This window comes from Ferrovum myxofaciens, from assembly GCF_000735045.1.
Classification (GTDB): domain Bacteria; phylum Pseudomonadota; class Gammaproteobacteria; order Burkholderiales; family Ferrovaceae; genus Ferrovum; species Ferrovum myxofaciens.
Genome location: NZ_JPOQ01000271.1, coordinates 1 through 1,435 on the forward strand (window position 1 = coordinate 1; position 1,435 = coordinate 1,435).

A 1,435-nucleotide genomic window follows, 5' to 3' on the forward strand; every position below is an offset into this window, starting at 1 on the left:
CTTGGCACAACGCAAGACTTTCGACACAGACAAAAATAAAATTTACCTTGTAACCGCATCCGACAGCTCGCTTCATCAGGGTGAGTTCACGATTTCCTGAGAATGTGGTGTCCAAACCGAAACTGGCACCAACTGCCAGTAATCGCTCTTGTTCAAGTATGGCTGCTTTACCCGCTTGAATTGGGCTGTTTCCATGCAACATAGCAATGGTATCCGGGGAAATGACCGGTATCCGAGGAGCGAGCCAGCGATCCGCAACGGTGGTCTTACCAGCTCCATTCGGGCCGGCAACGATCCAGAGTTGCGGCATCAGATGTCCCGAATGATAGACACTTCACCGGCACTGTTGACTGCAACAAGTTGTTTACGGCCATCAGGGTATTTTTTCACCAATCCTTCAGGGTATCGCGGATCACCATAGTAGATGGGCCGACCGGCAGAGAGATGTTGACGCGCTGCCAAGCCGTCATCATTCGTAAGAGCGGCTTCAAAACCGGGAGATGAAAGAAAGGATTCTATTTGGGTATGAGCGACTGCCGACATTCTGTTCCTCCCATATGACTCACGAGGCACAATTTTACTCCATCGCCATAATTGACGCATGTCAGTCACAAAAAACCATTTTACGGTGTACCACCCGTAGTCTACCTAAAAAGGTTGTAATTTCTGATTGTCAGGGCGCAACTGCCTGAAGATGGCCCTGGGTATCACAAGTCTTTCTAGGCGGGCGCGACCATATCGCAACACAAGTAATACTCAGCCCCACCAGCCGACCAGTAGTCCCGTCGTTCATTTTCAAATCCCCAAGTACCCAATTTTGTCCCAATCGGACAGACCTCGCGCCGCCAACTGTCCCCGATCAGAAGCAACACATCCCTGCGCCAAAAATATTTTTCACTAAACAGCCAAAAACACCCCAAATCGACTGATTACACACCCGTGCAATGACATATCTCACGAACAGCCCATCTGGGCTCAGTCTGGGTTTATACCCAATACCCGCCGACAATTGTGCCCATTTTGTCGGAGTGTGAGGGGGTGAGCGGGAGTGTGCCTGAATGATTTATACGTTTAGATTCAATGAGTTAAAGTTGATTTCTTTGAAAAAATGTGAGATGATTGGCCAACCAATTCAGTTCTTCGAGGAAATATGTCTCACGAAAAATCACTTACCCCATTGGCTGTAACCCCCGTTGATGCCTTGGTTTTGCTCGGATGGACTGGCACTCGGGAAAAACTCGGCAAGACAGCATCGAACCTAATATTACGGAACCGATTCCCCGTGCCTATCAGGTTGGTTGGAAAACATAAGAGAGTGTTGATGGTGGACATCGCAAAGATTACTGGCACAGTTGACACCAGAACTATTGAGCCAAAAATTATCCAGGAGGAAAGCCGAGGTCGTGGTCGCCCAAGAAAAGGGAGCCCATCATGA

2 protein-coding genes are annotated in these 1,435 nt (G+C 48.8%); both read right to left on the minus strand.

Annotated elements, in window-relative coordinates; translation table 11 throughout:
* The coding region (locus IV91_RS0113445) for an AAA family ATPase (RefSeq protein ID WP_031599300.1) at positions 1-310 on the minus strand (310 nt) is incomplete at its 3' end.
* Positions 310-543 carry a hypothetical protein gene (locus IV91_RS16125; protein ID WP_035418331.1) on the minus strand — a complete coding sequence of 78 codons (234 nt, stop codon included), beginning with the start codon at positions 541-543 and terminating at the stop codon, positions 310-312. The genes IV91_RS0113445 and IV91_RS16125, both read right to left, overlap by 1 nt.
* Positions 544-1,435: the final 892 nt, after the last annotated feature.

Excerpts from the sequence above, each read along its gene's own strand:
- IV91_RS16125 (WP_035418331.1), bottom strand. The coding sequence starts at position 543 with ATGTCGGCAGTCGCTCATACCCAAATAGAATCCTTTCTTTCATCTCCC.